This window comes from Sphaerospermopsis sp. LEGE 00249 (genome assembly GCF_014299995.1).
In the GTDB taxonomy this organism is placed as follows: Bacteria; Cyanobacteriota; Cyanobacteriia; order Cyanobacteriales; family Nostocaceae; genus Sphaerospermopsis; species Sphaerospermopsis kisseleviana.
This window is the reverse complement of the sequence record NZ_JACJUZ010000015.1, coordinates 21817-46896: the sequence shown is the minus strand read 5'-3', so window position 1 is coordinate 46896 and position 25080 is coordinate 21817. Positions and strand designations below refer to the sequence as shown.

At 37.1% G+C, this 25080-nt stretch carries 26 protein-coding genes; 16 read left to right on the top strand and 10 right to left on the bottom strand.

Annotated features, from left to right (window positions below; translation table 11 throughout):
• Nucleotides 1–131: 131 nt before the first annotated feature.
• Nucleotides 132–557: a hypothetical protein gene (locus H5968_RS07665; protein ID WP_187039456.1), complete on the bottom strand. Its 426-nt coding sequence runs from the start codon at nt 555–557 to the stop codon at nt 132–134.
• Between the two features lie 210 nt (nt 558–767).
• Complete coding sequence (locus tag H5968_RS07660; protein WP_187039455.1) at nt 768–2942, bottom strand: DEAD/DEAH box helicase; 2175 nt, start codon at nt 2940–2942, stop codon at nt 768–770.
• 291 nt (nt 2943–3233) lie between these two features.
• Between H5968_RS07660 and H5968_RS07655 the strand changes: the two genes are divergently transcribed.
• Together H5968_RS07655 and H5968_RS07650 are read left to right on the top strand one after the other, a co-directional pair.
• Nucleotides 3234–3740, top strand: a complete 507-nt coding sequence (locus H5968_RS07655) for a hypothetical protein (protein ID WP_187039454.1) — start codon at nt 3234–3236, stop codon at nt 3738–3740.
• 93 nt (nt 3741–3833) lie between these two features.
• On the top strand, nt 3834–4103 hold the full coding sequence (locus H5968_RS07650; RefSeq protein ID WP_137667202.1) for a hypothetical protein: 270 nt from the start codon (nt 3834–3836) through the stop codon (nt 4101–4103).
• On the opposite strand, the gene H5968_RS07645 is transcribed toward H5968_RS07650, so the two are convergent.
• A complete protein-coding gene (locus tag H5968_RS07645; RefSeq protein WP_187039453.1) occupies nt 4084–4311 on the bottom strand; it encodes a type II toxin-antitoxin system Phd/YefM family antitoxin in 228 nt (75 codons plus the stop codon). The genes H5968_RS07650 and H5968_RS07645 overlap by 20 nt on opposite strands.
• A 46-nt stretch (nt 4312–4357) precedes the next feature.
• Nucleotides 4358–4894: a Uma2 family endonuclease gene (locus H5968_RS07640; RefSeq protein ID WP_187039452.1), complete on the bottom strand. Its 537-nt coding sequence runs from the start codon at nt 4892–4894 to the stop codon at nt 4358–4360.
• A 678-nt stretch (nt 4895–5572) separates the two neighbouring features.
• On the opposite strand from H5968_RS07640, the gene cysE reads away from it, so the two are divergent.
• From cysE to H5968_RS07595, 9 genes are all read left to right on the top strand, one after another.
• Entirely contained in the window at nt 5573–6301 is a 729-nt protein-coding gene (gene cysE, locus H5968_RS07635) for a serine O-acetyltransferase (RefSeq protein WP_187039451.1), read from the top strand.
• Nucleotides 6302–6507: 206 nt separating this feature from the next.
• Complete coding sequence (locus H5968_RS07630; protein ID WP_187039450.1) at nt 6508–6765, top strand: Asr1405/Asl0597 family protein; 258 nt, start codon at nt 6508–6510, stop codon at nt 6763–6765.
• Between the two features lie 286 nt (nt 6766–7051).
• Complete coding sequence (locus H5968_RS07625; RefSeq protein WP_187039449.1) at nt 7052–7249, top strand: DUF2949 domain-containing protein; 198 nt, start codon at nt 7052–7054, stop codon at nt 7247–7249.
• 548 nt (nt 7250–7797) lie between these two features.
• A complete protein-coding gene (gene nifV, locus H5968_RS07620) occupies nt 7798–8931 on the top strand; it encodes a homocitrate synthase (RefSeq protein ID WP_187039448.1) in 1134 nt (377 codons plus the stop codon).
• Nucleotides 8918–9208, top strand: a complete 291-nt coding sequence (locus tag H5968_RS07615; protein WP_137667195.1) for a nitrogen fixation protein NifZ — start codon at nt 8918–8920, stop codon at nt 9206–9208. The genes nifV and H5968_RS07615 overlap by 14 nt, the downstream gene beginning before the upstream one ends.
• On the top strand, nt 9183–9386 hold the full coding sequence (gene nifT, locus H5968_RS07610) for a putative nitrogen fixation protein NifT (RefSeq protein ID WP_187039447.1): 204 nt from the start codon (nt 9183–9185) through the stop codon (nt 9384–9386). Before H5968_RS07615 ends, nifT begins: the two co-directional genes overlap by 26 nt.
• A 238-nt stretch (nt 9387–9624) precedes the next feature.
• Entirely contained in the window at nt 9625–10164 is a 540-nt protein-coding gene (locus H5968_RS07605) for a (2Fe-2S) ferredoxin domain-containing protein (protein ID WP_187039487.1), read from the top strand.
• Between the two features lie 901 nt (nt 10165–11065).
• Complete coding sequence (locus H5968_RS07600) at nt 11066–12244, top strand: hypothetical protein (protein ID WP_187039446.1); 1179 nt, start codon at nt 11066–11068, stop codon at nt 12242–12244.
• 47 nt (nt 12245–12291) lie between these two features.
• Entirely contained in the window at nt 12292–13167 is an 876-nt protein-coding gene (locus H5968_RS07595) for a hypothetical protein (RefSeq protein ID WP_187039445.1), read from the top strand.
• Between the two features lie 846 nt (nt 13168–14013).
• Here H5968_RS07595 and H5968_RS07590 read toward each other — a convergent pair.
• From H5968_RS07590 to H5968_RS07580, 3 genes are all read right to left on the bottom strand, one after another.
• Nucleotides 14014–14361 (bottom strand): hypothetical protein, encoded by a 348-nt coding sequence (locus tag H5968_RS07590; RefSeq protein WP_187039444.1) that lies wholly within the window; start codon nt 14359–14361, stop codon nt 14014–14016.
• A 176-nt stretch (nt 14362–14537) separates the two neighbouring features.
• Nucleotides 14538–14951 (bottom strand): thiol-disulfide oxidoreductase DCC family protein, encoded by a 414-nt coding sequence (locus H5968_RS07585; RefSeq protein ID WP_187039443.1) that lies wholly within the window; start codon nt 14949–14951, stop codon nt 14538–14540.
• A 251-nt stretch (nt 14952–15202) separates the two neighbouring features.
• Complete coding sequence (locus tag H5968_RS07580; protein ID WP_096572705.1) at nt 15203–15556, bottom strand: Rieske (2Fe-2S) protein; 354 nt, start codon at nt 15554–15556, stop codon at nt 15203–15205.
• 203 nt (nt 15557–15759) lie between these two features.
• Here H5968_RS07580 and H5968_RS07575 point away from each other — a divergent pair, with 203 nt between their 5' ends.
• Together H5968_RS07575 and H5968_RS07570 are read left to right on the top strand one after the other, a co-directional pair.
• Nucleotides 15760–16116 carry a four helix bundle protein gene (locus H5968_RS07575; RefSeq protein ID WP_187039442.1) on the top strand — a complete coding sequence of 119 codons (357 nt, stop codon included), beginning with the start codon at nt 15760–15762 and terminating at the stop codon, nt 16114–16116.
• An 88-nt stretch (nt 16117–16204) separates the two neighbouring features.
• Nucleotides 16205–17584 carry a 1-acyl-sn-glycerol-3-phosphate acyltransferase gene (locus H5968_RS07570; protein ID WP_187039441.1) on the top strand — a complete coding sequence of 460 codons (1380 nt, stop codon included), beginning with the start codon at nt 16205–16207 and terminating at the stop codon, nt 17582–17584.
• 333 nt (nt 17585–17917) lie between these two features.
• On the opposite strand, the gene H5968_RS07565 is transcribed toward H5968_RS07570, so the two are convergent.
• Nucleotides 17918–19450 carry a gamma-glutamyltransferase family protein gene (locus H5968_RS07565; protein ID WP_187039440.1) on the bottom strand — a complete coding sequence of 511 codons (1533 nt, stop codon included), beginning with the start codon at nt 19448–19450 and terminating at the stop codon, nt 17918–17920.
• Nucleotides 19451–19699: 249 nt separating this feature from the next.
• Here H5968_RS07565 and H5968_RS07560 point away from each other — a divergent pair, with 249 nt between their 5' ends.
• Complete coding sequence (locus H5968_RS07560; RefSeq protein WP_187039486.1) at nt 19700–20518, top strand: Uma2 family endonuclease; 819 nt, start codon at nt 19700–19702, stop codon at nt 20516–20518.
• Nucleotides 20519–20809: 291 nt separating this feature from the next.
• On the opposite strand, the gene H5968_RS07555 is transcribed toward H5968_RS07560, so the two are convergent.
• On the bottom strand, nt 20810–21754 hold the full coding sequence (locus H5968_RS07555) for an RsmB/NOP family class I SAM-dependent RNA methyltransferase (protein WP_187039439.1): 945 nt from the start codon (nt 21752–21754) through the stop codon (nt 20810–20812).
• A gap of 438 nt (nt 21755–22192) precedes the next feature.
• On the opposite strand from H5968_RS07555, the gene H5968_RS07550 reads away from it, so the two are divergent.
• Nucleotides 22193–23623: a DUF2157 domain-containing protein gene (locus H5968_RS07550; RefSeq protein WP_187039438.1), complete on the top strand. Its 1431-nt coding sequence runs from the start codon at nt 22193–22195 to the stop codon at nt 23621–23623.
• Between the two features lie 309 nt (nt 23624–23932).
• Nucleotides 23933–24703: a GDYXXLXY domain-containing protein gene (locus H5968_RS07545; protein ID WP_187039437.1), complete on the top strand. Its 771-nt coding sequence runs from the start codon at nt 23933–23935 to the stop codon at nt 24701–24703.
• A gap of 58 nt (nt 24704–24761) precedes the next feature.
• Here the strand turns inward: H5968_RS07545 and H5968_RS07540 are convergent, their stop codons facing one another.
• On the bottom strand, nt 24762–25001 hold the full coding sequence (locus H5968_RS07540; protein ID WP_187039436.1) for a hypothetical protein: 240 nt from the start codon (nt 24999–25001) through the stop codon (nt 24762–24764).
• Between the last annotated feature and the right edge of the window lie 79 nt (nt 25002–25080).

The window sequence follows — 25080 nt, the reverse complement described above, 5'->3', positions numbered from 1 at the left end:
GTAAGCCGATTATATCACTATTTTAGTGGAGATGTCTATTATATTTATCGTAGGGGTTTAGCATTGCTAAACCCCTACCTGTCCATTTGTATCATTTCAGCAATTTAAATGAATGTGATTTAGAAAATTATTTAATTTCTTACTTGTTGAAAAGTTTTATAATTTTTACAAACAACCTCTAAACAAATATCGCCTTGCAAATGAAAATAAATTAGTGATTTTAAATTGGTGTTATCTACTTGATTTTGATTGATAAATGGATAGTATTTAGATAAATATTTCTGAAGATCATCTTCAATTTTTTTGAGTTCGACTTCTCCTACCCAAAAACAAATATCCTCATCTTCTGTATTTAGAGGTTGGGAAAAAACCAGGTGAATAATGTGGTAAAGTTCAATTGCGACATCATCAGCTTCAGGACCGAAGGTAAAGTCAAGACGTAATCCCAGGGTTTGAGGATTTAAGGAAATACCAACTAAGTCAGCACTTTTTAAATCATCGAGAAAATCTGATAACATAGGATCATTGATGGTAAATGGTGGGTTACTGTGCGTCAATATTATTAGACATCTCCAGAAAAGAAATTATGGAACTTATTTATGGGGGCTGGGCGAAGCATTTGGGATATCTAGATGTCTGATTTTTCCGTTAAATTATCGCCCAAATGCTTCGCCCCTACAATTTATGACAAATTAATACATTCTATTGTGGAGATGTCTATTGTATTTTACTACTTGATTAGCTCAGGTGCTTAACCCACCCTACGATTATTCTGTTTCTTCTCCTGTATTGACTTTTGGCGGTTTCTTATAGGTGAAAGTAAAAGTATCTCCACTTTTAATCACTTGGTTAATTTCACTATAAAAAGGATAGTCACCAATTCCACTCATACAAGCCCAACCTCTCGATCTTGTTAATGCAACAAATAGCTGATTTCGTAAATTAGGATCATTTTCATTTTCTGCAATTTTATCAATTCCAACAACATAAACCATATTAGCCTCATTTCCTTTTGCTCGATGAATACGAGAAATTGTTACACCTCCTTCACACCAAAATTTATCTTGATTTAATGTTCCAGCTTGAAAATTTGGATTTAACTGATTCAGTGTTTTAGCAGCCGCAATGTAAATATTAATTCCTTCTTTCATCAAGAACTTTCCTACTTCTGTTTCTAACTGACCTGCATCTCTCACTGAACCTAAAACGACTATTAAAATATCTCTACTAGATTTTAATCCATCTTGCTCAAGATTATATTTAATTCTTGCGGCTAAAGCTTCTAATTCCTGAGTTCGAGATTCATAGGTTTCAAATTCAAGAACTGGCTTTTCCCATAGTTTAGGAATAGGATTCGGCGAATTTTCTGGAGGACGATGTAAAACAATTTTTTGCCCAGAACGAAATTCTCCTTCTTTAACTTGATAACCAATTGATTCCCAACTCTTCTTGTCTGTTAATCCTTGTAGCATTCCATCGGAGCGCAATAATCCCATTCCAATTGCGTGAGCAGTTGTTAGAATTTCTCCAGGAGTTCTATAACAACGGTGCATTATTTCACTTTTTTTAATTCCACCTTTATGTTGTCCAGATACTAAATTTGTCAAACTTTTACCAAATAATTCTTTAGCCATTGGTATTTTTAGACTATCTAAACTTTGAGCTTCATCATAAGCCCATATTAAACAACGTTGTTCAGAATATTCATTGTCAACAGGACGTAAAGCTTGATAAGCCATCCAATAAATAGCTTGTTTAGATTCATTATTTTCTTCAAATTTTCTTTCATCTTCACTTACAAGGTCTTGACCTTCATCAATAAGAATAGCATCAAAAAGAGGTTGGATTTCTTTCCCATCTAACAATCTCTTAGTACATTCAGCTAATCCTTCACTTGGGCTTAAACCCTGAATAGCTCTCAAAGGTGAAACGCCGTGTCTCTCACAAATAGTTGAATATAAACCTGCTCTATAGCTACCACCCCAAGCATGAAGAACTTTTAGTTTTCTCCTAACTTTTTCATCATAGGAAACATCGCCATTACTAAATCTTTTTAACCAACGATCTAGTAAACTTTCAATCTGCTCATATAAAGAACGGGTAAAAAACACTAAAGCAATATCCCAATCAGGATGTTTTAAATACATATTAGCAGCTTTTTGGCACAATAAAACAGTCTTACCTGAACCTGCAATTCCCCGTATTCTTTGCGCTCCTGGAGGAATTTCTTTACCAGTATGTTCTTGTTGTAAGTCAGTTTCATAAAGCCACTCACCAAGAATTGAAAGAATAGCTGATCTATTTTTAGTATGAGAAAAAGTAGCTATAGAAGGTTTACGAAGTACAGGAGTCCCACTAATAACAGCACGCAATACTTTCCATTGTTCATCATTGATGTGATCTCCTGTAACCATTGGTTGTGATTGGTAAATTCTTTCAAAAAAAGCTGTTTTACCCAAATTATTTTTAAATATAATAGGAGGACAATTAGGTAATTGATCAAAACCTTTTTGTTGCCACTCTTCTATGGTAATTTTTGGTAAAGCAACTAAAGCACGTCCTGTAATTTTGCGAAAAATAGTATCTTCTCGATCACAATATCCTAATAATGTTTGTAATGAACGATTAGAACGTTGTGCAGGATTGGAAAGCACTGTACTATCATGTGTAAATTCCCATTGATCACCATTAACAGCTACAACTTGATCAATGCTAATATTTTCTATTTCTATAGTAATTAATCCCAATTCTCGATCAACAATCAGAATGTCTGGTTCTTTTCTGACTTCTCCTACTTTAGAGAATAAGGGATAACGCCAATATCCTATACAATCTCGACTAGAAAAACTGTCTTTAGTGGTTTTCCAAATTTTCTCATGAGTATCATGTTTGTCATTGGATATAGCTTCACTGGTGATAAATTTGCGTTCATTGTCAGTCATGATTACATCTCCTTTATTTTGAGAACTTACCCAATTTAGTCATAGCTATTTTACGTAAAAGCGCATAAATAATTTCAATCAACAGATTTGTGATATTTGATGCACCCTACAATAAATATTTAATGTGAAACTTGCGTAAGTTCTACTTTTTACCCACGCTACACCACCTACCCAAACCTGAAAAGCGGAAAAAAGCGGATTATAAAAAAATTTACAAAAAAGGACGGAAAAAGACTGATAAATACGGATAAAGTATGCTAAAATTACCTATGTCGTGTTACATTTCTAAATATGCAGATTCACGAACTACTACAATTAGTGGATGACGCTGTTTATCTCAACACAGGTGAGCATCTGAACGACATACAACGCGCAGTTATTGAAGGTTCGCTCAATCATCACAAGTATGCTGATATTGCTGAAAACTGTGGTTGTAGCGCGGGTCATGCAAAGGATGTAGGTTATGAACTTTTACAATTGTTATCTGATATTTTTGATGAACCAGTGGATAAAAAAAATCTTAAATCTGTTCTGGAACGACAGGGAAATGTAAATATTTCTTTAGGTGATAATAGTATTAATAGTAATGTAATTAATTGTATAAAATTCGGTTCTAAAAATCCTAAAAATAAATCAGATAAAAATAATTTTATTCATCCTAAATTTAAACATCGTAAAAATAATAAAACTCAGTCAGAAAAAATTGACAAGTTAAGGTATTTTGGTTTAAATGATGAACAAATTGCAGAAGTGCTAGATTTACCTTTAGAGGTTGTAAAGCAGGTAGACTCGGAATAATCAAGCTTTTAATTTTTACGGTGATTTTTCCTTGGTATCTTTCATCTGTACGCAATCAATGTTATAATTACACCAATTCTTGAGTATCCTATTATGAGCCAAATTCTAACTCTGGAACTGAGTGATCAAATAGCGATCGCTATTCAGCAACAAGCTAATAATATTGGTATTTCTCCAGAAAGTTTAGCAACAACATTGCTAGAACAATATTTTAGTCGAGTTTTGGTAGTACCTACAGATGCACAAAAAGAATTAGCACGGGCAAAATTTGAGCGTCATTTTGGCACACTTAATGTTCATAATAGTACAAATATTGACAATGAAAGCATTGATGCAGATTTAGCTAAAGATTATATGCTGTGATGACTTCTTCAGGACTAAAAGATTCTTCATCGTCCTGGGAAATTAAATAACTTTCTATTTGTTTTAAGCGTTTCCATTCTTCATAACTAATGAGAGTCGCTATTGCTTTTCCTGCTTGTTCAATAACAATTGATTTTTCCCCCTGAGTCAGACTATCTAGGAAATCAGTCAAATGTTCTTGAACTTGAGAGGCATTTACTTGAGTCATAACAACTTCCTAATAAACATATTCATTATTCTAACATAACATTATATCATCTTTGCTGAGTCATTGCTATCACATTTGCAACAGTTAATTCTAAAATGTTATCTAGGCTAGGGATTATATCATGATCGGCATAAATAAGCGGTAATTCTTGATTTTCCCATACCCAAATTTGCTTTCTTTGAATATCAATTAACCAAGCAAGCTGTGTCCCGTTACTCAAGCAATGCAGGATTTTTTGTTGTATATCTAATGTACTTTGATCAGGAGAACGAATTTCAATTAACCAGTCTGGTGAACCTTGTAGGGATCCATCTTCATCTGTAAAACGTTCACTTTTTACAACCGCAATATCAGGTACAAAAGACATGGGAGGTACAATACACCGCAATTCTTGAATAGCTTCGTAAGCTGTAGTTTGGCTATTGATAACGTTAACAAGGTTGCGTTGGAGGCGAGAATGAAACAGCGTTGGCATGGGTTTTTGCTGGGCTTTTCCCTGGATAAACTCCCAAGCAGGAGAAGCTTCAATATTGGGTTGTTGAAGAAAATTGTCTAATGAATTGGTGAGGGTTGAAAATTTCATAGTTGCTGTTATTTATTGTTCACATTTTTGGTAATGTCATTCATTTCTTTGTTCAATATATTGTTTGGTTTGCGGTGTTGCTAATGTCATAGGGCTAATAACTACTATTTACATAAAAATTAGGCGAATTCGTAAGTCTTGATTATAACACAATATAAAAACCCAAGCTAGGTAAAATTCTATAATCGCTAAATTTTTCTTCCTACCTATTGCTATTTTGTATTCCCCCCTACAGAAAATAAAATCCTAAAACAAAATAAAGAAATCGGTCTTTTGACTACCAAAACTCTACACTAATAATAGTAACAGCAAATACATAAAACCTTAATTTCCTGTCATTAACACAACTTTTCACATCAACTGAGTACAACTTAATATATCTCAAAATATCTTGCCTAAATCGCTGTAACTCTCACAGGCAAATAGATTTAATTGAGTACAAAAAACCTCAAACCCTATCCCATAAATACCCGTACCCCTGTAATAAAAGGCTAGTACCCCTACCCCAAGAAAGAATGTAAATTTGTGTTAAATATCTGTTAAATAGGGGTTTAAACCTATTGAGTACAATCTTAATAAATTCAATAAATCTAATCGGTAGCTGGGATTTTCTCTGCTTTCAAGTCACCTGATATAAGCAGAAAAACACAACATGGCTCTCTTAACCAGACAGTACCGATGCAACAGTCTCTAGACAGTCTCAAAACCCAAACTGCAAATACAGACTCGCGGAAAAATCTACTCTCTGGCGATTTTTTAGAGCCATTAATGAGTGATTTTCGCATCATTTTTGAGCGTGATCCAGCCGCACGAAATTGGTTAGAGGTGATCTTTTGTTATCCTGGTTTTCATGCTCTTTGTTTACATCGTCTCGCTCATTGGTTACAGATTCGTAAAGTGGGTTTTATTCCCCGTTTAATTTCTCATTGGGGACGATTTTTTACAGGTATTGAAATTCATCCAGGGGCAAAAATTGGTAAAGGTGTATTTATCGATCATGGTATGGGTGTGGTAATTGGTGAAACTGCCATAGTTGGCGATTATACACTCATTTATCAAGGTGTAACTCTCGGTGGAACTGGGAAAGAAAGCGGTAAACGTCATCCCACTTTAGGTAATAACGTGGTTGTGGGTGCGGGTGCGAAGGTTTTGGGAAATATTCAAATTAGCGATCGCGTGCGGATCGGTGCAGGTTCTATCGTTTTACGTGATGTTCCTCCTGATTCTACCGTCGTTGGTATTCCTGGGCGCATTATTTCCCAAAAACAGAAAAAACGCATTTCTCCTTTAGAACATGGAAAATTACCCGATGTGGAAGCAGATATAATTCGTTCTTTACTTTCCCGCATTGAACAACTTGAACAACAAGTAAAAACTCTCAAAAATCATCAACAAGATGATGTATAGCAATGGAAATATCGGTAGTTCACAAATTGATGATGGAGTTTTCTCGAAAAAAGGGTTTTCCTCCTGACTCCTGTACGGGCGAAGCATTCGGGCGACCAATTATCAATTTTATGAAAAGGCTATTTTCCGAATGCTTCGCCCCTACGACTCCTGACTCCTGCTATATAAGTAAACTGTAAACTTTGCCTATCAACGAGCAGTAATTTATGTCCTTGAATGGTAACTTTTTGGCTTTAGGTGAACAATTTTTGGAAGTTCCTTTGAGCGATCGCTCGGAAATTTTTCACCGCTTGCAAGAGTTAATGATTGCGTGTGCTTGTGAACCAGATGGTTCTTTAAGAGTGCAAATTAATAGCTTCAAAGAAGCAGTGATTGTGCAAAATACCATTATGCAATTTTTAGCTTCTCGTGAGGAATTAGTGGAATGGTTAGAAAGTTGTTGGTACTGCGGTTATAATGGCTAATTCTCAAAACCGATGTGAGTGATACAATTCACGACTTATCTTAGGTTTAATCACCACAATATCAGAAGTAAATTCAAGATGCAACTCTAATTTATCTTCTGTCATAGTCAAAGTTATTGTTCACTCACAATTTCGCTTGCATAATCAAGACAATTAACCTAAGCTTAGGTTTCACTTATTTTTTCCCATCTGCTAAATCTCCAATTTTTCTGACATATTTTCTTCTGTAATGGAGTGAAATTAGCAGGTAAATCTGTGTCTATTTTGATATTTTGAACGTCAACTTATGGTAAACGGTAACAGCGATAAGAAATTATTGCAATTTCTACATAGCGAACTGTCACTTTCAAAAGCTGATATTGCTGTTGCTTTGCGACATCGTGAATTTGATCAAGGTCCCATTCCCATGCTGCTTTGGCAATATGGTTTGATAGATTTACAACAGTTAGAAAAGATTTTTGATTGGTTAGCAGAACACGCTTAATCAATTGAAAATTGACAATTGACAATTGACAATTAAACAATATCAGGATCTTCCAGAAATATATATTCTGACTCCTGACTCCTGACTTCTTAATTATGAGGTAAATATTATGATTACGAGTTTAATTGCTGGACTGGGTATTTTGTTACTGACAGGACTTACTAATAGCTATATTAGCTACTGGCTATTTGTAGAACATCCCAAACATGAGCAAAATAAATCTTCCTAAATGATACCGAAATTTAGTTTCCTAACATACAGATGTGGTGTGAGTTATTGAGCAATAATTAAATATTATCAACTGTTTTCAATAACTCCTGTTATTTTTAGCAGTTATCTACAAAAATTAATATTTGCTTTATATCTATGTGGAATGGCCATTGTAGCATTAAAGGACATTAGTAAAAACTAAGAATTCAGGATTCAGGAGTCAGAATATTTGATCAATACTTAGATGATCAAATAGTTTTTTATGGCGTAAACGTCAAAAATCTGACCACTAATAGCTGAACGTTTACAGTAAAAACTTGGCTAGAGGAATGTTTGAGATGAGTCAAATTAGTATTAATGATACTACGTTACGTGACGGGGAACAAGCGGCAGGAGTTGCTTTTAACTTAGAAGAAAAAGTAGCGATCGCCAAATTTCTCGATGCCATTGGTGTACCAGAATTAGAAGTAGGTATACCCGCAATGGGAGAGGAAGAAATTCGTGCTATCAAAGCAATTTCTGAGTTAAATTTAGATACTAAATTACTAGCTTGGAATCGTGCAGTTATCTCAGATATAAAAGCCTCTATTGCCTGTGGAATCAAAAGAATACATATTGCTATTCCCGTTTCTGGTATTCAAATTGCCGCCAAATTTCATGGTCAATGGCGAGTTAGTTTACAAAGACTAAAAGACTGTATTAACTTTGCTCTAGATCATGATTTATGGGTAGCAGTAGGAGGAGAAGATTCTTCCAGAGCAGATGAAAATTTTCTCCAAGATGTAGCTTTATATGCTCAAGAATGGGGTGCATCTAGATTTCGTTTTTGTGATACAGTGGGAATCCTTGAACCTTTTAAAACTCACCTCAAAGTTAAACGATTAGTATCTACTTTATCAATTCCCGTAGAAATTCACACCCATAATGATTTTGGTTTAGCAACTGCTAATGCTATTGCGGGAATTAGAGCCGGCGCACTTTCTGTCAATACCACCGTGAATGGTTTAGGAGAAAGAGCAGGAAATGCAGCTTTAGAAGAAGTTGTTATGGCTTTAAAACATATCTACAATGTTGACTTGGGAATTGATACAAAAAATTTCTTAAAACTATCTCAATTAGTTGCTAATGCTGCCGGTGCAAACGTGCCACCTTGGAAAGCAATTGTCGGTGAAAATACCTTTGCTCATGAATCAGGAATTCATGCTGATGGTGTCATCAAAAACCCAGAAACCTATGAACCATTTGCACCAGAAGCAGTAGGTTGGGAACGTCGTTTAGTCATCGGTAAACATTCTGGAAGGCATTTATTATCTAACTTATTAGCACAGCATGGGATATTTTTGAATGACGAAGAAACCCAAGCTGTTTTAAATGCAGTCCGCCATGAATCAACCATCAAAAAACGCAATCTTTCTCCAGAAGAATTGTTGAATTTAGTACAAGAACAGAGGTATTTTCATGCAGCGAGATGAGATAGAACTAAATGATCCACCAGTGTTTGAAATTGGTGAAAAAGTCCGAGTTAAGAAACTCATCAAAAATGATGGTACTTTTCCAGGGCGAGAAATTGGGGAAGTTTTAGCCAAAATTGGAGACGTTGGTTATGTGGCAAGTATAGGAACTTTTTTACAAGCTTACTATATCTATGCCGTACATTTTTTAGATACAGGGTACATCATCGGTTGTCGCAAAAGAGAACTAGAATCTGCTGAGGAAACATCAAATGAAAGTCATGCTACGGACGAATGATGCTGGAACTTTGGTTGTCTATGTCGCTAAGAAAGACTTAGAAGAAGAAGTTGTTAAACAAACAGACAGTGAAGCAGGTAAAGTTCTCACTTTAGCTAATGGTTGGGAATTAGAATTTAGTGAAATTCCTACTCAAGAAAGTTTACCTCAAACTTTAGAAGCTAAACGTCTGTCCTAAGATTATCTCAGGATTTTATCTCAGGATTTTATCTCAGGATTTTATCTCAGAATTTAGCTATCAGCATTCAGTTATCAGCTAATACTTAAAAGCTGAAATACAAAGAATCAGAATTAATGAAGAAGAATATGTAATTTTCTCAAAATTCATACTTCTGAATTTTCCCTATTGCTGTTCTTCGCTGAATGTTGATAGCTAATATTATTTTCTCTCATTTTCTCTCGTCATGGTTATCAATATGGGTGAAAAATATCTCACATTATCTGAAGTGAATCTGGAAGGACAGTTTTTAGGTTTTGTTGGTAACAAACCCGAAAAATATAAACATTTGCGTTTAGCTATTCCTGGGGGAACTTTAAAAATTAAAATTACCCAAGATTTACTTTGTTCCTTGCTTGCTAATTTAGTACCTGGTGAACAAGTTATCATTCATGCTATTAGTAAATTAAATCCACTTACCAGTAAACTTAAACTTATTGCTTATCGAGTTCAACAAGTTGGTTTTTGTCCTATTCATTACCAACTACCAGAAAATACAGCTAAAATTATGGTTTGTCAAAAATCAGGCTGTGTGAAACGAGGTGGTAAAGGTTTATTATCAGAATTAGAAAAAACTTTGTGCGATCGCGGTTTACTCCATAAAGTCAAAATTGAACACACCGACTGTCAAAAACGTTGTAGTAGCGCCCCTAATTGTGTTTTAATGTTGGGTAAAAAACAATATAATAAAATCCATCCAGAGGCGATCGCATCTTTGCTAGAAAATCATTTAACTTAATAGACCTCTCCAAAATAGAATGTATTAATTTGTCATAATTTGTCATAAGTTGTAGGGGCGAAGCTTATGGGCGATAATTTAACGGAAAAATCAGACATCTAGATATCCCATAAGCTTCGACCTGCCCCCATAAATAAGTTCCATAATTTCTTTTCTGGAGATGTCTAATAGGCATCTGGTGGTAATGAATGTAGGGACAATTCATGAATTGTCCCTACCAAAGGTTTCAGGTTATGCTTATTTAATTTTCGGAGATATGAGAGATAAGCTGTTGTGCATTTAATTTGTATAAGTGGAACAGGCATCTTGCCTGTTAAACAAGAGTTCAGAATATTAGAATTATACAATTAGGACTTACGCAAGATGTGACTAAAAACCTTATTCTTGCGTAGGGGTAATTCATGAATTACCCCTACTTTCGTTTCCTTTTGCGTAAGTCCTGACAATTTAGCTGTGTAACAGCTTATCTAATGATAAATTAACAAATTTCCTAACAACGTATTAATATTTATTAATATTTATTAATAATTGTTAATATTATAACTTTTAATTACATTTTTCTGTTCAAAAGTTAAGAGTTTTTAATCTTCAGGCAGTTGACAGAAAACCTAAAAAAAAACTGATAAACAAAGTAAATATAACAAAATAGCATATTTTTAAGCAAAAAATATGTATTTTATCCCAATAAATCTTTGATAAAAAAGATATCTCGTAAATCCTGACTATTATCTTACCAAAATAGCACTATAAACAAAATAGTAATTAACTTGTTAAAAATATTGATCCTCACTCAGCCTGAGTAAATTTAAAAATATCAGCACTGGTAAAAGTTTGGTTTTTAGCAAAAAAATGCTATAACAGTGACACGCAACAAATGTATAAAAGTGTGAGGAGTACAACTTTGACTACACGCAAATTCGCCAACATCATCTCAGCCAAATGGATGCAGTTTTTAAGCATCAATGTATTAGGATGCCTTTTACTATCTACATCTGTCGGCATAAAACCCGCGTCTGCGGTTGATAACTCAGTTCCTGCTACTGTCAGCAACGAACTAGAAACCCAGCTAGAAAAAGTATCCAGCCAAAATTCCAGCCAAAATTTTAGGCAAAATTTTAGGCAAAATTTCAGCCAAGAATCTCAAGATATAAAATCTCAAGATACAGTTATTGAAAACAATCAACCGCTGAAGTTTTCCCCAGCACCCGAAACTATCTCACAGCTAGATTTCTCTACCAGCTTCGGTGATACCTTTCAACCAGCAAATCAAAACTCTTCTGTTAAAAAGTCTTCTCTTCAGCCCAAACCACCTCAAACCATCGCTCAAGTAGATCCCTCTGCTGGTACAACTGTAGGTGATACCTTTGCAGAAGCAAATAGACTACGCCAGGAACTACTGATTGATCCCATTATCCAAATCGCTGAACCCCTCAAAGGTGCCCCTGGTTCCAGTGCCGGTACACCCACTGCCTATGGTGCAGGTTGGGGACAAGCCTTTGTTGGTGGTGGACTATTCTTTCCTTTTGATGGGAAAGTAGATGGTTCTATGTCTGTCGGTTTTGGTTTAGGAAACGCAGTCAAATCAGCAGGTCTAGAAGTCGCCTTCAATATTATCAGTCTCGGTGGTCAAGATAACTTCTTTGGAGACTTTGCTGATAGTGGCACCGTAGGCTTAAAACTACACAGAATCCTGTCCAGGGATACAGCCGTAGCCGTTGGTTGGTCAAATGCCATTAAATGGGGAGAAGCAGATATTCCCCAAGAGACTATTTATGGTGTAGTTAGCCAGAGATTTGACGCACTTTCTGTTTCTGTGGGTGTTGGTAGTGGCAGTTTCAGATCCAAAGGTGCTAGAAATGCCCGTGAGAATGATCCTAACTTATTTGCCAGCATAGGTTATAGAGTCACACCACAAGCATCCCTCGTTAGTAGTTGGACTGGAAGTGGTCTTAACTTAGGTGCTTCTTTTGTTCCCTTCAAACAAAGTCCTATGGTGATCAATGCTATCTTTACCGATGTCACTGACAACCTTAATAGTTCTGGATTTAGTTTAAGTGCAGGTTATAGTCTCCAGTTCTAAAATTTGTTTTTTCCACCACAGCAATTTCAGCTAAAAAGGGCAAAACCATGATTAAACAAAAATTCACCCTCACCTTGGGTTTAATCTCTATATTATTAGGTGCTTTGGCTGCTTCCTCCAAACCAGCATTGGCTGGGCAGGCATCAGCTCAAGGAACTAATATAGAAGCTCTGATTGGGGATACTGCGAGAGTTCAATCACTGTTTGAAACACCACAAGTACAAATACTATCACCAGGTATTGTTACTACTCCCGCTGCTGGTAGTGATGTGGGTCTTGAGATTGTTGCACAGGAAATTCAGATAGAGTTGAACACTACTGTCGCTGAAGTAATATCGGCACTTAACGATGCCCCAGGTGGTGGTAACACTGGTGGTGCTGATAACGCAGCTGGTGCTGATAACGCAGCTGGTGCTGATAACGCAGCTGGTGCTGATAACGCTGGTGGTGGTGGTAACGCTGGTGGTGGTGGTAACGCTGGTGGTGGTGGTAACGCTGGTGGTGGTGGTAACGCTGGTGGTGGTAACGCAAGTGGTACTGCCGCTGTTGCCAGCGTATTGGCAGGAAATGATAATACCGGCGCAGCTGCCGATCAAGTCACTGATAATTTAACGGTTGATGGTGTTCCCGCGCAGGATGCACAAGCATTAATCGGTGCCTTAGGTGGAATTGTTGAGACTCCTATAGCTCAAGTAAGCTCAGAAGAGCTAGTAGCAACTACTAAAAATCTCAAAGGGGATTCTGCCATTGCTCAGGCTACTGGAACACCCCGAGTAAACATCAATAACTTAAATAAAGCTATTGAAACCTGCAATCGTATTATCAAACAAAGTGATCTACCTACTCTCCAAAAACTCTCCAAAAATGAAACTTTCATGGCAATTAATAAAGTTCTCAAACGGTTGAGAGCAGTTTTGAATTAAGGCAATTACCGGAGATATCTAATTCATAAGATACCTCTGGTGAAAAAGATGTAGGGACAATTCATGAATTGTCCCTACGAATGTGTTTCAGTTTACGCATATTTATAGTGATCCGATAATTTTCGGAGATGTCTAATGTATTAATTTGTCATAAGTTGTAGGGGCGAAGCATTTGGGCGATAACTTAGCGAAAAAATCAGACATCTAGATATCCGAAATGCTTCGCCCTACCCCCATAAATAAGTTCCATAATTTCTTTTCTGGAGATGTCTAATGTATTAATTTGTCATAAGTTGTAGGGGCGAAGCATTTGGGCGATAACTTAACGAAAAAATCAGACATCTAGATATCCGAAATGCTTCGCCCAGCCCCCATAAATAAGTTCCATAATTTCTTTTCTGGAGATGTCTAATGTATTAATTTGTCATAAGTTGTAGGGGCGAAGCATTTGGGCGATAACTTAACGAAAAAATCAGACATCTAGATATACCAAATGCTTCGCCCAGCCCCCATAAATAAGTTCCATAATTTCTTTTCTGGAGATGTCTAAGCTGTTACACAGCTAAATTGTATAATCTTAATATTCTGAACTCTTGTGGAACAGGCAAGATGCCTGTTCCACTTATACAAATTAAATGCACAACAGCTTATTCTATTTTGGAGAGGTCTATTGCACTTAATTCCTATCTTGAAACTGTCACCTGTCACCTAGCTTTCACAGATAACTTTTTCAGGAAAGCCTAATTAATTCATAAAATTATAAAATTATGGCATATTTACAATATAAATATCTCCCGACTTTTAATAAAAATTTCGCTATTGCGTGTTTTTACAGTCGGGAGACGGTTAACCAGATATACTTTCTATTAAGTGCCAATTGCGACTATGTTCAATCTGCTGTCGGACAAAATCAAAGACTTGTCGGCAATGATTGTCCAATTTAAGTGGTAGTTCCTCATTTTTGATCACAATATTCATGCGGGTTTCCTCGTCCGTAGCAGTGGATTTATCAATCAATACTTCCACTGTCACCAACCTGGAAAATGATACATTTCCGGGAATTTCACGAGCCATAATGTAATCTGGTGTGTAGTATTGAATTTCCAAATCACAATACTGTAGTAGCTCGAACAGTAAAGGTTGTAGATAGTCGCTGGCAACAGAAACGAGAAAAGAACAGGTATAGCGAGCCATAATAGCCCCATTTTGGTAACAATCCGTCCATCTTATAATAATCTAAGTTGCCAGTTATCAAAATCTCAGGGCTAAGGGGTAGGGGCAAACCCCCCGTGGTTGCCCCAGGAGGTAGTTGTTTAATGTAGGGACAATTCATGAATTGTCCCTACGATAATTTTCACTGCTAGGTCTAATTACCCATTACCTATTTTGCAATCATCATCTATGCAATACGCTGATTGATAAGTATTCGCACGTTTACCAAACACGGTATAGCGATTATCCCTAATTTGTTCATAAAATCTATCTCCTGCCCATTTCATACCCGGTAAGGCGCGATAAGCTTCCACAAATACACTACCTAGCGGTAATAGTCGCCCAATTTCTTCTGCTGCATTGCTACCTTGCCAGCGTCTTGAAGGAGTTTGAGCATCTATTAAAATCATACCCTGTTCACAATCTTGGGCGCTAATTCCCCATTGGGATAATAGTTGTTGATCTTGCATGGGGATGTAGCGAAATAGCTTTCCCTGGTCTAGATTTTCTAACAATTGCACTAAAGTAACACAGAGATTGCAATTGCCATCATAAATCACGTAGTAATTCATATTAGACTTGTCCAGAAAAGAAATTATGGAACTTATTTATGGGGGCTGGTCGAAGCATTTGGGATATCTAGATGTCTGATTTTTCAGTCAAATTATCGCCCAAATGCTTCGCCCCTACAACTGGGGAGATAGGGAGAAAAATTAATTCTGACTCCTGACTCCTGTACGGGCGAAGTAGGGGCGAAGCATTCGGAAAATAACCTGTGATAAAAATTGATAATTAGTTGCCCGAATGCTTCGCCCCTACGATTTTATTCTGGTAAGTCAATCAAAATATTGCCATCTTCCACACGGAGAGGAAATACTGGCAGGGTTTTGGCTGCGGATACCATTGATAGTAATTTACCAACTCCGGGTGGCCAAGGACACCAAGTTTTTACTTCTCCAGTATTTAGGTCAAAGGCACTACGATGGAAAGAACAAACAATAGCTCCGTCCTGAATTTTACCGGATTTCATGGGTAATTTGAGGTGAGGACAGCTATTTTCCACGGCATAAAGCTGATTTTCGTGGTTTAACACTAAAATATTTCTGTTTCCTACTTTTACCACTTCTCGCGCCCCAGGGGATAGGGCGTTAACTTCGAGAATTTTTGTCCAGGCCATTGTGTTCTCCGTTTTTTTCGTTTTTTATACCTGTTTTTAGTTTCTCGCAATTCTGTCATTTGCGATCGCCATCATAGGGGACTGGTGACTGGGGACTGGTGACAGTGAAGAAGAACTTTCTATGATTTCTGACTCCTGACTCCTGACTCCTTGAACTCCTGGATCTCCTGACTCCTGACTCCTTGATCTCCTATTTCATAATTATGCAACCTGCAAGAACATTTGAAGATTTAATAGTTTGGCAAAAAGCACATCAATTTGTATTAGGAGTATATCAATTAACGGCTAATTTTCCTAAATCAGAAATATATGGGCTAACTTCTCAGTTTAGACGTGCATCTGTTTCTATTCCTGCAAATATTGCAGAAGGGTTTAAGAAAAAAGGAGATGCAGATAAAGCAAGATTTATGAATATTGCACAAGCTTCTGTGGAAGAATGTAGATATTATCTGATTCTGGCAAATGATTTACAATATGGTGATACATCAGAATTAATGTTGAAATTAAAGGAAGTGAGTAGGTTATTAGATAGTTATGCTAAAGCTATTTTAAACAAGTAATCCTTCTGACTCATTCTGACTCCTTGATCTCCTGACTCTTTGATTTCCTGACTCTTTGATCTCCTGACTCCTGGATCTCCTATTTTTTATGTATCAAGCGCAACCACCCTTAGAATTTATCCCCCCAGCCTTTAACCCCTTGTTGTTAAAATGCGTACATTTGTTATTACCCTACTGGATCAGCTGGAAAACTCCCATTAACCAAATTGAAGCAGAAAATGTAGAAGTTTTAGCGGAGCTTTATGATCAGTTTCAAGCTGGGAAAATTCGGTTTATGTTAGCGTTTCGTCATCCAAAAACAGAAGATCCTTTTTGTTTAACTTATTTATTTTCTCAGCTTTTACCCAAGGTAGCAAAACAGCAAAATATAAATTTACAATATCCCATTCATGCCCATTTTATTTATGATCGGGGTATTCCTTTATGGGCTGGTAAATATATAGGTTGGTTAGCTGCTAATTTAGGTGGTACTCCTATTCAAAGAGGGAAAGCTGACTGGATGGGGTTGCGTTCTGCCAGAGATTTATATATTAATGGTAAGTTCCCCATGGCCGCTGCTCCCGAAGGTGCTACTAATGGTTTATCAGAAATTATTAGCCCTTTAGAACCGGGTATTGCTCAAATGGGTTTTTGGTGTGTAGAAGATTTACAAAAAGCAGGGAGAAATGAAGAAGTTTTAATTGTCCCAATTGGGTTAAAATATAGTTATGTTGATGAACCTTGGGAAGCGATCGCCAATTTATTAACTCAGTTAGAAATTGCGAGTGGTTTAAATTTTCAATCAGCTAATAATAGTAGTTCCTTTGAGTTACTTTATCCCCGATTATTGACTTTGGCAGAACAATTATTAGCTATCATGGAGAATTTTTACAGCAAATTTTATCATCAAACCTTGCCAGATGAAAAGATTACTAATGGGGAAATTAAAGATAGAAATGAAGCCTTAGCTTACCGATTACAATCTGTAATGAATATAGCGTTATTCATTGCTGAACAATATTTTGATTTACCATCAAGAGGTAATTGGAATGATCGATGTAGAAGGGTAGAACAAGCCGGATGGAATTATATATTTAGGGAAGATTTTAAAGATATGAAATCATTATCAACCATTGAGAAAAATTTAGGGGATAGAATCGCCGAAGAAGCTTATTTTCGGATGTGGCACATGAGATTAGTAGAAAGTTTTGTAGCAGTTTCTGGGACTTATATCCGAGAAAAACCCACAGTAGAAAGATTTGCCGAAACGACTTTACTATTATGGGATATGGTGAATAAAATTAAAGGTAATAATCCTTTAAACCGTCCAGAATTAGGTAAACAAAAAGCCAAAATTTCCGTAGGTAAACCAATATCTGTATCTGAACGTTATCCCACCTATAAAGGTAGTCGAGTAGGTGCAAGACAAGCGGTATCTGAGTTAACAAGTGATTTACAGCAGGTGTTGCAAGAGTTGGTGATCAATTGATAATTGAGAATTGAGAATTGAGAATTGAGGGAGCATCCAAATTTTGAAAAAATAAGAAAAAATAAATGGAGCAACACCAAAAACTCTCTCCAACTCTCTTACCTTTGTGTACTTTGTGTCCCTTGCGGTTCAATCAAATAAAGCCTGGGGTAATTTGCTGTTGTGAGATAAAAATAAACTTACACATTTAGGATGCTCCCATAATTGACAATTAAAAATTGACAATTACCTATCCCTGAAATTCAGAGGATTTCAAAAGCAGAATTTTTGGCTTTTTCCCCTTTCAAGGGTAGGTTTTAAACCTTTAATTAAACAATTATCAATTATCAATTGTCAATTACCACCCCTAGCAACCCCACCAGTACGACGGGGATCAGCAGCAGCAGATAAACCATATTGCGGATGCCATAAAGTGGCCTGCACTCCGCCAAAATACATAGAGAGTTTAGGGAAACAATGGGTAATAAAACCCCCTATTTCATCCTTGGGAATACCAGCTTCCATGACTACAGTAGGTTTACCATCCCTAGTTTCCACGTGCAGACGAGGATGGGCGATCGCCTCTTCTAAAGACATTCCCAAATGCACAAAATTCAGCAATACTTGAGCTATGGCTGTGGTAATACGAGAAGCACCAGGAGAACCAATAGCTAAAACCCTACCATCAGCACATCTAGCAATAGTTGGGGACATATTAGAAGTTAAACGCACTCCTGGGTTTAAATGGTGACATCCTTGGGGATGTAATTCTATTTCTCCCAAAGAATTATTCAACCAAAACCCAGTACCACCAACCATCACTCCCGAACCATAACCAGCAGAAGCGGTAATAGAACAAGCTAAACCGTTACTATCAACGGTGGAAATGTGAATAGTTGAAGGTGAAGATAACAGAGTTTGCGGTTTTCCCACACGGGCTAATTCTAGGAGTTTTGCAGTTTCCCCAGTGCGATCGCTGCTAAAATCAAGATGATGGTTGCGGTAGTTTAAAACTGCGTGTTGCACCTCTACCATTTGTTTAACAGTCGTTAAATTCCATTCTTGCACAGAATTATCATCTAAAAGTAACAACATTGCCGCTAAACAAGCACCACCCACAGCAGGAGGAGGGTTAGTTGCAATTTGCCAATGATCAAAATTAATGCAAATAGGCGATCGCTCTACCGCCTCATAAGCAGCCAGATCCGCCGCCGTTAACAAACCTGCATTTTCCTGAATTTCCGCAACAATCCGCTTTCCTAATTCCCCAGTATAAAAAGCCCCTACCCCCTCCTGGGCAATCAATTCTAGACTCTCAGCTAGTCCAGGAACATGAACAATTTCCCCTTGTTGTAGGGGAGTACCATCCTCATGGTGTAGCGTCTTATAGCTGTCAGGATGCCACCCAAAAATAGCTGCATGGGTGTAATGTAAATATTCCGCCGCACCCCCAGAAAGGGGAAAACCTTGTTTAGCCCATTTTCGTGCAGGTGCTACCACATTGGACCAAGGTATATTTCCGTACTGTTCCCAAGCCTTGCCCAAAGCCGCAAACATCCCCGGAGTGGCAATACTACCATAACCAAGCACCGTACTAATTTCACCACCATAATCAAAGAAAACTTCCCGAATACCCTGGCCAAAACGCTCATTTTCCAAACCTCGTCCTGGCATCTCTGCATAACCATCAATGACAATAGGATCAGCATTAGCTGGCCAGATAGTGATAAAACCACTACCACCGGCAGCCATCACCCCCAAATCAGTACACATAGAAACAACAGTAGCAGCGATCGCCGCATCAACCGCATTACCTCCTTGGTTAGCAACAGCAGCACCAGCATCCGCAGATATTTCAGAACCAGAGGCAATAATTACTTGTGGCATAGTGGAAAAATCGTCAACACTTACCTACCATAACTTGAGAAGTTGTCAGCATTCAGCTATCAGTAATCAGTAATCAGCTTATAATGGCAGAAACAAAGATTTAGCAGCATTAATTGAGTAAACTTACACTCTGTGCATTTGTGATTGTTCTTTGTATTTTAGCATTGAAAGCTGATAGCTGATGGCTGAATACTTATCAATTGACAGCTAAGATCATAGATAAATATGTCAATAGTCTCAGGTGATGTCATGTTAACGAATATTACAGAAAATCAGACTCCACCAGTTGAGGTTATCCCAGACTACGAACCCCCCCTACCACCAACCGATTTAATATTTGATGATGGAGTTCCCTTGGAAAGTAACCGCCACCGCATCGCCATGAATGTTTTAATTTATTCTTTACAACAAACATGGTCAGACCGTCCAGATTATTTTGTTGGCGGGAATATGTTCATCTATTATAGTAGTGAACAACTGCGAAATAAAGATTTTCGTGGTCCTGATTTTTTTGTTGTTTTGAATGTCCCCAATAAAGAAACTCGTCAAGGTTGGGTAGTTTGGGAAGAACAAGGACGCTACCCAGATGTAATTATTGAATTAATGTCTCCCTCAACTAAAAATGTAGATTTAGTTCTCAAAAAAGAACTTTATCAAAACATATTTAGAACTAGAGATTATTTTGTTTATGATCCTTTTGATCCTCACTCCTTAAAAGGTTGGCATTTAGATAATCATTTTGTTTATCAACCTTTAACAGCTAATGAAAAAGGCTGGTTATGGTGTGAAACATTAGGATTTTGGTTAGGAAATTGGCAAGGAATACTAACAAGAGAAACCGCCACTTGGTTAAGATTTTATGATCAACAAGGAAACTTAGTTCTGTTACCAGAAGAAGCTGAACGTCAACGGGCAGAAAATGAACGTCAACGGGCAGAACAAGCAGAACAAGCGAGAAAAGAAGCTATACCCAAATTATTGCAAATGGGTTTAACTGTTGAACAAATTGCCCAAGCTTTAGCATTATCAATTGAGGAAGTACAAAAAGTGACTGAAAAATTAACATAAACAACCACTAAAAAATTAATTACTGCTCGTTCCCAGTCTCTGACTGGGGGAGCATACCCATTGGGAAAAAAATAAAAACAGCCAGACCAAAAACTCTCGCTCAACTCTCTTACCTTTGTGTCCTTTGCGTCCTTTGCGGTTCAATCATATTAAGACTTTGGTGTATATTATCAATTAAGAATGAACAATTGACAATTGAAAATTAATGAAACAATTATCAATTATCAATTATCAATTATCAATTGATAATACAGAGTATGGGAACGAGAATTATTTTGATTATTTACTTATTTACATTTGATGTATAATTGCTAGATTATTTAAATTGATTTGTTTAGTATCTCCTTCATTCATATTTTTAAACAACACCGTAAACGCACCAGCACCCAAACCATCCTGCGGAAACATCCGATAACAAGGAATGTTTGTTAAACGTGATTGATATTTGGATAAATGACTAACTTCCACAGCTTGAAATTGGGGAAATCTTGCTAACAACCATTCACAAACCTGCTCATTTTCTTCTGGGGAATAGGTGCAAGTCATATAAACTAAATAACCGTGAGGTGCAACAATTTGGGCTGAATTAGCAATAATTCTTTTTTGACGATTAGCACTTTTATTAATTGCGGTATGATGAAAACAACCCGGTGCTTTTTCACCTTTAGCTAGTAAAGATTGACCCGTACAAGGTGCATCAACTAAGACTAAATTACTAGATTCTGCAAACATCTCTACAAAAATACTAGAATCTCGATTTACCACACAACTAGGTTGAATTTGGCAACGTTTCAAATTAGAAATTAACATCCCTAAACGTTTACCAATGACTTCATTACTAATTAATAAATCAGGTTTTAAAGCTTTCCAAGCAAATACACTCTTGCCTCCTGGTGCAGCGCACATATCAAATACTAAAGGTACTGGTTGATTAATTGTTAACAACACAGAAGCCGCAAATACAGAAGAAAAATCTAAACAATAAAAATATCCTTGTTGATGTAAAGAATGTTGACCTGGTTTTTCGCCAATTTGTAAACGGTCTACAAATTCTGGTTGCCAAAATGTTGGTGTTTCTACTGCAAAAGGTGAAACTTCAGGCTTATCTTGACACCAAAGAATACAAGGTGAAAAAGGTTTGGGATTAACTAAAGCTGCAATAAACTTTGCTTGTTCATCTGCATCATCAAATAAACGACGGGCAACTTTAAGTAATAAATTTGAAGGTTTTTCCATATCCAAAAATTGGGTAATTTTAGCTATTTAGCACAATATTGAAACTGTTACATCAGAACAATGTAATTAAGGCATTTGGCTGCATACTGAAAAGATAATGACCACCATTGAGATTGCGTTTTTAAAGCGCGTCCGGCGCGGCTTCTGGCCTTTGGCTAGAAGCTAACCGTTTTTTGACAGTTGTTAAATTAACTGCCCTTCGGGCGAGGCTGAAGGCAGAGGGCAGGAGGCAGAAGGGAAAATTGTCAATAAACAATAAAGTCTTTTTGCCTCGCCTGTATGGGTTTAAGTCAAGAGCCACAATCTCAGATTTAGCTGTCTTCGATTAAAGGTGGGTTTGAATCCCCCTGTAAGCTTTCTCCTACCTCCCTCCTACCTCCCTCCTGCCTCCTGCCTTTCAACTCCTGCCTCCTTTAACCCATTTGCACCGGAGAGGTCATGATCTTAGATAATTTTCCGCAAAAACTGCGCCAAGAAGCACAACTTTGGCGAGATGAAGGACTTATCAGTTCTTCCCAATACCAGCAAATTGCCGACCGTTATCAATTTAACAAAATAGAAGCGGCTGCAAAAGAAAGTTCTGGTTTAATAGCCATTGCTGTCGGTGGTTTACTTTTAATTTTAGGTATCATTATCTTTGTAGCAGCAAATTGGCAAACATGGTCAAGAGAAGTTAAATTTATCTTGTTGATGAGTTTGTTTTTGTCTACTGCTATCACGGGTTTTTTGACTTGGAGAGAACCTACTCTTGCTAAGGGAGAAGGTAAAAAACCACAACGCAACAAACGTCTATTAGGAGAAGCTTTACTCATTCTCAGCGCCTTAATTTTGGGTGCAACTTTAATGCTGATGGCGCAAATATTTAATATTAGCGGTTCAGCCACCCAGTTATTTTTAGCTTGGGGGTTTGGTGTTTTAGTCATGGCTTATAGTCTATCACTCAATTCTTTGGGTGTTGTGGCTATTATCCTGTTACAAATTGGTTATTGGTTAGGACTGAGAGAATTTTGGTCTGCTGGTAGTGATTTTAATTGGGCGCGTTTAGCTGTGCGACATACGCCGTTAATTTCTTGGTTGTTGTTTGTACCTTTGGCGTATATTTGTCGTTCACGGGTGATTTTTATCTTAGCAGCGATCGCTTTTACTCTTTCTCTACAATACAATCTCAATCCTTTACCATTATTAACTTTTTCTGATGTTATTCCTTGGGTTGCTTCTTTTGCTTTAGCATTACCACCTGCTTTATTTTGGAGTTATGATGATTTGTTGTTCCCAACTGTTAATTATCGGTTATTTCAAAATATAGCCCGTAATTTAGCTTTGGGGTGTTTTGCTATGGTGTTTTATTTATTGTCTTTCCGTTGGCAATGGCAATCTTTCAGTTTTGGTAATTCGCCAAATAATTTCTCCAATGTTTTTCAATCTTTGCCTATCATTGATTTAGGCATTCTTAGCGGTTTAGCAGTGTTGCAATGGTTATTTCTGTTTCGTCATCGTCATAACCCAACCCGCAGGGAAGTATTTTTTACTATCACCGTCATTAGCATTTTTCTGGGTTTTATTGTCATTGTACCTTTTTGGCATCAAGCTATAAGTCGGATTACTGAACTAGGCATTTTTGTTTTCAATGTTCTGTTGATCACCTTAGCTTGGGGACTGATGCAACAAGGTTTAAAGTTGAGTAACAGAACTTCTTTTTGGTGTGGTATGCTATTATTTATCCTGCAAATTATCAGCCGGGTTCTAGAGTACGACACTGATTTATTATTTAGATCATTGGTGTTTGTATTGTGCGGTTCTGGTCTGATTTCTGCCGGTTTATGGTTTGAACGTCGTTTACAGGAACGTGTTACTGTTAAAAAACAATAGCAGGTGACAGGTGACAGGTGACAGTTGACAGTGCTAAACGCCTTTGAGTGTCAAGGTTTTAGTTTAGATTAATGTCCTAACCGCTTTCTCTACGGCTACAATTGCGGAAATTAGAATTAAAAAATATATTAAATCTCTGCGTTATAAATCCTATTAGTCATGGGTAATAGGGAATAGGGAATAGGGAATAAGGGTAAATTATTTGTATTTTCCCAATCACCAATTACCAATTACCAATCACCAATCACCAATCACCAATCACCAATCACCAATCACCAATCACCAATCACCAATCACCAATCACCAATTATGACAAATAACTCACCAGAACAAAATAAAACCTTAACTCCAGAAAAGGAATTTTCCGAAAAGTTAACTTTTCGTGATTACTTAATTGCTACTGAACAAAAGGCCAATCAACCGTTACCAATTTGGCGGTTAGTAGCACCTCTAATGCTGCAAGTAGGGTTAATTTTAGCAGTTCCCACCCAAGCAATGTATACAGAAATGACAGGTAAAAGTGTGATTTTGCAAACTTTACCTGCATATTCTAATAATGTGTTACAGGGTTCTGCTTTGTCCTTTGATTATAATATCTCTCGTACCGAAAATTTGCGAAGATTACCGGGTTGGAGAGATTGGGTAAGAGAAAATTCTCTGAGAAATGGCAGAATCAATCAAGGCAGTACATTATATTTGATTTTGCAGGAACAACAATCTTTTAATCGTGATTTTAATCGTGATTTTAATCGTGATTTTAATCGTGATTTTAACCGTGATTTTAATCGTAATGTTCCCGCAGCTTGGAAACCAGTGCGTGTGAGTAGCGATCGCCCGATTTATTTAGCTAATAATCAGGTAGCTTTAAAGGGTAATTATCAAGATGGGTTGATTAATTACGGTTTGGAAAATTATTATCTTTCCGAAGAACAAAGACAACAAATTAATAATGATTTGTTGCAAGCACAGCAAAACCGAAATGGAAGTAGAACACCGATCATTGTCAGGGTGAAAGTAGATCCTCAAGGTAATGCTGTACCAACGAGTATGTGGATAGGCGATCGCAATTATCGCTTTTGACCTTTTAACAGTTATCGCTATAGATCCCCGACTTCTCCAAGAAGTCGGGGATCTGGGTTTAGTCTTGATGACGTAAATTCCAAGCTGCACCAAAAGCAGCACCCGCACCAGCTAATAATCCCGTACTCATACCTTGAATTGTTTTTTCGACTGGGTTTTGGGTAATACATTCACTGGTAATTGTATCAGCACGCATACACATTTTACTTTCTGCCCAACTAGCAGTTCCGCCTAAAATAACACCAGATAAACTACAGGAAACAACAAGCAGTAACAAGCGTTTCGTTTTTATATCCATAGATGGATGTGTAAAGTAGAGTAGTGAGGTAAAATTCCTACTACTCTACACTATATTTTAGTGATTGATGATTGGTGAT